The organism is Rhizomonospora bruguierae (genome assembly GCF_018397995.1).
Classification (GTDB): domain Bacteria; phylum Actinomycetota; class Actinomycetes; order Mycobacteriales; family Micromonosporaceae; genus Rhizomonospora; species Rhizomonospora bruguierae.
In genome coordinates, this window is record NZ_BBQH01000109.1 from 1 (window position 1) to 7,501 (window position 7,501).

General features: G+C 67.8%; 9 protein-coding genes. 3 read left to right on the forward strand and 6 right to left on the reverse strand.

Going from position 1 to position 7,501, the window contains the following annotated elements; genetic code table 11:
* The first annotated feature begins 298 nt into the window (after positions 1-298).
* A complete protein-coding gene (locus KJS59_RS32400; RefSeq protein WP_376771306.1) occupies positions 299-1,327 on the forward strand; it encodes a cellulose-binding domain-containing protein in 1,029 nt (342 codons plus the stop codon).
* Positions 1,328-1,405: 78 nt separating this feature from the next.
* On the opposite strand, the gene KJS59_RS29895 is transcribed toward KJS59_RS32400, so the two are convergent.
* On the reverse strand, positions 1,406-1,564 hold the full coding sequence (locus KJS59_RS29895; RefSeq protein ID WP_213457233.1) for a hypothetical protein: 159 nt from the start codon (positions 1,562-1,564) through the stop codon (positions 1,406-1,408).
* Positions 1,565-1,728: 164 nt separating this feature from the next.
* Here KJS59_RS29895 and KJS59_RS31630 point away from each other — a divergent pair, with 164 nt between their 5' ends.
* Together KJS59_RS31630 and KJS59_RS29910 are read left to right on the forward strand one after the other, a co-directional pair.
* Complete coding sequence (locus KJS59_RS31630; RefSeq protein WP_249715144.1) at positions 1,729-1,878, forward strand: carbohydrate binding domain-containing protein; 150 nt, start codon at positions 1,729-1,731, stop codon at positions 1,876-1,878.
* A gap of 28 nt (positions 1,879-1,906) precedes the next feature.
* A complete protein-coding gene (locus KJS59_RS29910) occupies positions 1,907-3,061 on the forward strand; it encodes a non-reducing end alpha-L-arabinofuranosidase family hydrolase (protein ID WP_249715142.1) in 1,155 nt (384 codons plus the stop codon).
* A gap of 96 nt (positions 3,062-3,157) precedes the next feature.
* On the opposite strand, the gene KJS59_RS29915 is transcribed toward KJS59_RS29910, so the two are convergent.
* The 5 genes from KJS59_RS29915 to KJS59_RS29935 form a co-directional block, all read right to left on the reverse strand.
* The gene (locus KJS59_RS29915) at positions 3,158-3,898 is read right to left on the reverse strand and encodes an MBL fold metallo-hydrolase (RefSeq protein ID WP_213457235.1); all 741 of its coding nucleotides are present in this window, start codon (positions 3,896-3,898) and stop codon (positions 3,158-3,160) included.
* An 8-nt stretch (positions 3,899-3,906) separates the two neighbouring features.
* A complete protein-coding gene (locus tag KJS59_RS29920; protein ID WP_213457237.1) occupies positions 3,907-5,241 on the reverse strand; it encodes an ATP-grasp domain-containing protein in 1,335 nt (444 codons plus the stop codon).
* Between the two features lie 10 nt (positions 5,242-5,251).
* Positions 5,252-6,535: an MFS transporter gene (locus KJS59_RS29925; protein ID WP_213457239.1), complete on the reverse strand. Its 1,284-nt coding sequence runs from the start codon at positions 6,533-6,535 to the stop codon at positions 5,252-5,254.
* 1 nt (position 6,536) lies between these two features.
* A complete protein-coding gene (locus KJS59_RS29930; protein ID WP_213457241.1) occupies positions 6,537-6,692 on the reverse strand; it encodes a hypothetical protein in 156 nt (51 codons plus the stop codon).
* A partial coding sequence (locus KJS59_RS29935; RefSeq protein WP_213457243.1) for an aromatic amino acid lyase occupies positions 6,689-7,501 on the reverse strand: 813 nt, incomplete at its 5' end. The genes KJS59_RS29930 and KJS59_RS29935, both read right to left, overlap by 4 nt.

Below are 7,501 nucleotides of genomic sequence, written 5' to 3' on the forward strand. Positions count from 1 at the left end.
CCATGCCCGGAGCGGTCGTCGGCCCGGCAGCGATTCGTGCGCATCGGCAAATTGTATGGCCCTGCCGGGCCGGCGGATCATTGATGCATCGCTACACCTTCACGCATGACAGTTCTGCGCTAGCGAGGCGGGCAAACGCTGGACATGAAAGTCGACAGAAGCCGGTGGAGTAAGGGCACAAGCACCACAAGCGCCTCCAACGGAGTCATCTAGTTCGACATTTTGTTTGACCGGACGCACATGACTGTCACATGATAGCAACGATGTTTGTCGATACAGGACCATGGGGAGGACCACCATGCGCCTTCACGTACGCCGACTCGGGCCACGCCTGGTCGCCGCGGCCACCGTGCCGCTCGCACTGGTCGCTGCCGCCCTGGTATCGGCGACCGCGCACGCCGCGACCGCCGGGTGCCGGGTTACCTATGCGGTGAGTTCACAGTGGCAGGGCGGCTTCGGCGCCAACGTCGATGTGACCAACCTCGGCGACCCACTCGGCGGCTGGACACTGACCTGGTCGTTCGGCGCCAGCCAGCAGGTGACCCAGGCGTGGAACGCCACCATCACCCAAAGCGGAGCGCAGGTCAGCGCCCGGAACGTGAGCTACAACGGCAACCTGGGTACCAACGCCACTACCAGCTTCGGCTTCAACGGCTCCTGGAACGGCAGCAACCCGGTACCGACCACGTTCGCTCTCAACGGTGTGACCTGTAACGGCAACACCGGTCCGACCACCGGACCCACAACCGGACCCACAACCGGACCGACCACCGGACCGACGACGCCGCCAGGCGGGGCCGCGAACTCGATGGGCTTCATCGGCTGCTCGATGGGTGAGAACGTCGCCCAGGGCTACGTCGCGGTGGGTGGAAAGCGCATGTGGGGTCCGTACGGCACCGGCGGCCTTGTCGTGCAGAACTGGACCGACCCCAACTCCAGCGCCTGGCAGTTGTTCGACCAGCAGGCCGCCCGGCTCGGCCGCCCGACCGCCGTATGGGTGCAGATCTGCATCTTCGCCCAGCAGGGTGCCACCTACGACGAGGTCAAGCGCCTGATCGCCAACGCGCGCCAGCACTCGGCCAGCGGTGCCAGCATCTACATCACCGGTCAGCCCCTCTACGACGCCGGCCAGACATGCTTCCTGGCCGGCGCCAACGGCCCGCAGTTGACCGACAGCCTCGCGCGCCAGGCGGGCGCGGACTCGTCACAGAACGTGCGCTACCCGGGCTCGTTCCTACTGCACCCCAACGAGGTCCAGGACGGCTGCCACGCCAACACCACCGGCCAACAGTCCCTCGGCCGGCAATCCATCGCGTTCTGGGGCTGACCAATTCCACCGCCTCGGCCGATGCACGGCACCTTCGGCACGTCGCTCGCGCCGGAGGTGCCCTGGCGCGTGGGCCGGCTACCCGTCCGACGCGACCAACAACTCGGTGCAGGCGAACATCGCCGGGGCCGGCGACGGCGCAAGCGCCGACGGGAACATCCTGACGAACGGCACCATCAAATCCGGGGCGAGCAGATAGTCCGCCTTCGGCACCGACACCAACGCCGGCGCGTCCACGGCGGAAGCGTATCGACTACAGCAGTAGGAGTATTAGCGTGAACAGGAATAGGTTCATCAGAACTAGCTCGTTCATTCTCGCCGTCGTCCTGGCGCTGGCTTCGCTGGTGACGGTATCGGTCCATACCGCCGCCGCGAGCGGGAACCTACTGACGAACGCCGACATGGAGAGCGGCACGACCGGATGGTCCACCTTCGGCGCCGGAACATTGGCATCGAGCACGAGCGTCGTCCACGGCGGCACGCGTTCGCTATTGCACACCGGCCGCACGGCTACCTGGAACGGGCCCGCCCAGAGTGTTGCATCCCTATAATGGCGCCAGCTTGACGACGAGCGTATGGATGAGGACGCAGAACGGAACCCCGACCGGCAGAGTCACTTTGCAAGTGACGGCCAACGGGACGACGAACTACACCACCTTGGCACAGGGCACGGTTAACGCAGCCGGTTGGACGCACCTGACCGGCACCGCAACCGTGTCCTGGACGGGAGCATTGTCGTCCGCAACATTGTATGTAGAGACGGCCGCCGGCACCGACAGCTTCTATATCGACGATGCATCGTTCGTTAACAACTCCACGAGCGGCTCGTGCACTCTTCCCGCCACGTACCGTTGGACGTCCACGGGAGCGCTCGCGAACCCGAAATCGGGCTGGGTCTCGCTCAAGGACTTCACCACCGTCGTCTACAACGGCCAACATCTCGTCTATGCGACAACTCACGACACGGGAACGACCTGGGGCTCGATGAACTTTGGCCTCTTTGTCAACTGGCCCGACATGGCCACGACCACCCAGAACATGATGTCCTCTTCCACCGTTGCGCCCACGCTATTCTACTTCACCCCGAAAAACGTTTGGATACTTGCCTACCAATGGGGCGCGACCGCTTTCGTCTACAGGACATCAACCGATCCCACCAACGCGAACGGATGGTCATCCCCGAGCGCGCTCTTCTCCGGAACCATCTCGGACTCCAGCACCGGCCCGATCGACCAAACACTGATCGGCGACGGCACGAACATGTATCTCTTCTTTGCCGGGGACAACGGAAAGATCTACCGGGCCAGCATGCCGATCGGCAACTTTCCAGGCAGCTTCGGTACTTCCTCAACCGTTGTCCTGAGCGACACAACGAACAACCTGTTCGAGGCCGTTCAGGTCTACAAAGTCCAGGGCCAGAACCAGTACCTCATGATCGTCGAAGCAATCGGCGCCAACGGGAGATACTTCCGCTCGTTCACCGCAACCAGCCTCTCAGGCTCTTGGACACCGCAGGCCGCAACCGAGAGCAGCCCCTTCGCCGGCAAGGCCAACAGCGGCGCCACCTGGACCAATGACATCAGCCATGGCGATCTGGTTCGCAACAATCCCGATCAGACCATGACCGTCGACCCATGCAATGTGCAGCTGCTGTATCAGGGACGCGCGACCAACTCCGGGGGCGACTACGGCATGCTGCCATACCGGCCGGGTCTGCTCACGCTACAGCGCTAGCCTGGGCTCAGGCTCGTCACCCGTCGTGCGCACCTCATGGCTAGGCCGAGAATACGTGCGTTGGTCGACCGAATCGATGAACACCGCCAATTCGGATCAGACTCGCTGCCCGGGCCGCCATCCCATGATCGTCTGCGGCGTCTCACCGGTGCCGTCCCAGGCAGCGGCCTGCACCATGAACTGGTTCTCCACCCGCTCCCGGCCCACCGTGGTGTCCTCGCCGTGGCCGGTCAGCAGGACCGTCCGGTCGGCTTTGCGCAGCAGGCCGCGTAGCGAGGTGAGCGTCTGCGCGCGGCTGCCGCCGGGCATGTCGGTACGCCCGATGGTGCCCGCGTACAGGGTGTCGCCGACCAGGCAGTACGACTCGGCGCGCCGGTCGCCGGGCAGGTTGAACATGACCGAGCCGGGGGTGTGTCCGGGCGTGTGGTCGACCCGCAGTTCCAGCTCGGCCAGGGCGAGGAGGTCGCCGTCGCCCAGGGCGCGCACGTCGTGCGGCTGCCGCCAGGCCCACTCCGGACCGAGCACCCGCGCGAACTGTGGGCCGAACTCGTCGCCCAGCCCGCTGAACGGGTCGATCAGCATCGAGTGGTCGGCCGGATGTAGGTAGACCGGCAGGCGGTGCGCGGCCTCGATGGCCGTCACCGAATAGGTGTGGTCCAGATGGCCGTGGGTCAGCAGCACCGCTCGGGGGGTGAGGCCGTGCCGCTTCAGGACCGGGTCGAGCTGGTCGGCCACCCCGTAGCCGGGGTCGACGATGACGCAGTCGGCCCCCTCGGCAGCGGCCACGAGGTAGCACTTGGTGGCGAACGCGTCGGCCACGACGGTGGTGATAAACATGACCGCCCCTACTCGATCGTCATCGTGACGGCGGCACGGACTCGCTCCTCCAGCCGGTCCAGGTCAGCCTCGCTGTCCGCGTCGATCAGGAAGGTGACCGCCCGATCGTCCGAGCAGGTGAGGTGGCCGAGTTCGCTGCCCCGGGGCTGAAGTACCAACACTGACCGCAGTGCCGGTGGGTCACCCGGCTGACCGGGGCGTACGGGTGGCCACAGGTCGGCCTCGCCGAGCCAATGCACTTGCGCGTCCGGCCAGTCCACGCTGACGTCCCGCAGCACGCCGGGGCGGTGTTCCAGGTACACCTGGCGGGCCCACCGTCGAGGCAGGGGATAGTCGATTGGCTCGCCGAGCGCGATCCCGATGATTGGCTCCTCCATCGGAATGCCGCAGGCCAGGTGGTAAAGCGCGGTGATGCCGTCACCGGGGGTGCGGGCCGCGACCTCCATCAGAAAGGGTTCACCGGCGTCGGTGACCCGCCATTCCGAGTGGGTGACGCCGTCCTCGAACGCCAGTCCGGCAAGGACCCGCCGGTTGGCGTCGGTGAGCAGTGCGCTGATGTCCCGCCCGCCGACCCGGACCGGGCCGGGCAGCAGCGTGTGGGACAGTTCGACGAAGGTACGCTCGTGCGTCTCGGTGGTCTCCTTACGGGTGACCGCCGCGAACCTTACCTCGCCGTCGCGTACCAGCGACTCTACCGAGAACTCCTGGCCGGCCACCCGCTGCTCGATCAACAGGGTCTCGTGCGCCGGGTACCCGCCGAGCAGGCCGGCGACCTCGTCGGGGAGTTCGCACGCCAGGACTCCGGAGCTGGCGTGGCGGGCGGCCGGCTTGACCACCACCGGGTATTTAAGCGCGTCCAGGTCCACGGTGCCGCGCCGTTCGGGCGGCACCAGCACCGTTGGCGGGCTGAACTCGGGCAGGTAGCCGCGTTGCAGGTACTTGCTGCGGCAGGCCCGGCTGGCCCGCAGTCCGGGCGAGCGGAGCCCAAGGATGTCGGCGGCCAGCCCGCTCGGCTCGACCAGCATCTCCTCCATGGCGTACAGACCGATCACCTCGTAGCGTTCCCGCCAGTCCTGCACCACCGCCAGCACATCGGGATTGAACGACGACTCCCGGTCCATTCCGCCCGTGGCGTAGGCGACCTCGGTGATCAGGTCGGCGGCTGGGCCGGGCTGGCCGAGCACCGCCTCGGCCTGCGTCCGTGACGTATCGGGGCACAGCACCAGAACGCGCAGGCCCCGCCGGGCCAGTTCGGTGAGGTAACGGTGGTTACGGCAGATGACCCGGAACGCTCCGGTGAGCACGAAAGCCTGCGCCCGCGGGGTGCGAAACGGCAGCTCCATAACGGCTCCTTCAGTCTTGCGGCGCGGCGGGCATCTCGCGCAGCTGGGCGATCGGTGAGAAGGCAATCCAGAGGGCGGACAGGCAGAAGCCCACGGCGGTCAGCGTCAACGTCTCCCGGATCCCGATGAGGGCACCAAGGGTGCCGCCGAGCAGCGCACCGAGCGGCATGCTGCCCCACGTCACGGTCCGCATGCCGGCGATCACCCGGCCAAGTTGCCGGCGCGGGATGAGCATCTGCTGCAGGGTGGCCACGTTGGTGTTGCCGACGGTCATGAACATGCCGCTGATGAAGAACATCGGCAGCAGGACGCCCAGCGCCAGTGCGGGTGGGCCGCCGGCGGCGGGCAGCAGGATCTGCACCACCGAGGCACATCCGTACCCGACCGCGATTACCCGCCCCGGGCCGAGCCGGTCGGCGAGTCGCCTGGCCAGACCGGCGCCGACCAGCGCGCCGATCGCGCCGACGCCGAGGACCAGGCCGAGCGCGGCGCTGCTCAGGCCGAGCACCTGCAGCACGAACAGCGGCAACAGTGTGTTGCGGGCGATGAAGAACAGGTTGTTCACGCCGGAGCGTACGGTGAGGAAGCGCAGGTACCGGTCGTGGGCGATGAACCTCAGCGCCTCGCCGATCTCCGCCGCCGTGCGGCGCCGGCCCGCGGGGGTGGGCGGCGGTTCCTCGGTCCGGCGGATGCCGGCCAGGGCGAGCAGCGACACCAGGCTGGTCACCGCACTCATTCCCAGCACGATCGGCGCCGCCAGCACCTGCACCAGCACACCGCCCAGCGCCGGTCCGCCGGAGTTGGTGACCACGATGCTGGCCTGCAATTTGCTGTTGCCCTCAAGCAGTTGGTCCCGGTCGACCAGCGAGGGTAGATAGGCCGACCCGGAGACGTCGAACAGCACCGCGCAGACGCCCAGCAGGAAGGCAATCACGATCAGCAGGTCGACGTGGATCAGCCCGACCAGGGCGAGCGCCGGGATCGCGGCCAGCGCCACAACGCGGCCGACCTCGGCGATGACCAGCAGGGTTCGCTTGCGTCGCCGGTCGATCCACACCCCGGCGAGCAGGGAGATCAGCAGGTACGGCGCGAATGCCGCGGCATTGATCCAGCCGAGTTCCTGCGCGCTGGCGTCGAACATCGAAATCGCCGCTAGCGGTAGTACCAGTTCGGCGACGTTGACGCCGGTGCGTGACACGGCCTGGCTGAGCCAGTACCGACGAAAGTCGGCGTGCCGCCAGAGCCGGACGGACGGAGCCGTCACCGGCGGCGGGGTGATCGTGGTGCCGGTCATCTCAGCTCCTACCCCAGCCCGCCTCGACGGCGGCGCTGACCACGATCTCGGCCTGGCCTGGGTCCGGTCGGAGGGCACAGGCCGAGGTGTAGCGGTCGAGGTGCCCCTCCAGTGGGGTGACGGTGTCGCCGGCCGGGTTGTCGATCCGGCCGGTCATCGGCTCGTCCAATCGTCGGCCCCCGGCTCACCCGGTGGCGCGAAGTCCTGCTCCAGCCGCGTCGCGAGGGTGGCGACGGCGGTCGCCATCGGTCGGTCGGTGCTCAGCTCGGGCGTGTGCTCCGGCCACAGGCCCGCATCGCCGTGCCCGCGCATCCGGGCTATCACGGTCACGGCGTGCGCCACCGAGGCGGCTATCCACCAGGCCCGGTCGAGCATCGCGGCGACCGCGTTGGCGCCGTTGAGCGCCATCGGAACGTGATCCTGGTTGCCGAGGTTGGTGGGCACCGGCGTGCACGAGGCCGGGTAGGCGGCCTGCCGGATCGCCGCCAGGTGCGAACTCGCCGCGATCTGCACCCCGGCCAGCCCACTGGTGCGGCCTGGGTCGGCGGCCAGCAGCGGCGGCAGTCCGCCATTGCGGTGCGGATCGACCGCCAGGGCGAGCTGCCGCTCCAGCAGGTACGCGAGTTGGTGCAGACAGACCGCGTGCTGATCACTGGCAAGCGCGATCGGCGCAGCGTGGAAGTTGCCCCCGTGGTGTATCCGGCCGCCGGCCACCACGGGGTTGTCGGTGCACCCCCTGGCCTCGGTGACCAGCACGCTCTCCTGTAGCCGCAACTGGTCGAGCACGGCACCGATCACCTGGGGGGCGCAGCGCAGCGAATAGGGCTCCTGGAACGGCCGGCCGGCACCCGGGTCGTCCGGCCGGCGGGTCCGCCAGGCCCGGCGGATGAGTTCCGCCGCCCGATGGTGCCCAGGATGCCCGCGCACCTCGGCCAGTTCGGCGGTGAAGTGTTCCGCACTGGGTTT

Coding starts and splice junctions, on each gene's coding strand:
- KJS59_RS32400 (WP_376771306.1), top strand. CDS start 299: ATGCGCCTTCACGTACGCCGACTCGGGCCACGCCTGGTCGCCGCGGCC.
- KJS59_RS31630 (WP_249715144.1), top strand. CDS start 1,729: ATGGAGAGCGGCACGACCGGATGGTCCACCTTCGGCGCCGGAACATTG.
- KJS59_RS29910 (WP_249715142.1), top strand. CDS start 1,907: ATGAGGACGCAGAACGGAACCCCGACCGGCAGAGTCACTTTGCAAGTG.
- KJS59_RS29915 (WP_213457235.1), bottom strand. CDS start 3,898: ATGTTTATCACCACCGTCGTGGCCGACGCGTTCGCCACCAAGTGCTAC.
- KJS59_RS29920 (WP_213457237.1), bottom strand. CDS start 5,241: ATGGAGCTGCCGTTTCGCACCCCGCGGGCGCAGGCTTTCGTGCTCACC.
- KJS59_RS29925 (WP_213457239.1), bottom strand. CDS start 6,535: ATGACCGGCACCACGATCACCCCGCCGCCGGTGACGGCTCCGTCCGTC.
- KJS59_RS29930 (WP_213457241.1), bottom strand. CDS start 6,692: ATGACCGGCCGGATCGACAACCCGGCCGGCGACACCGTCACCCCACTG.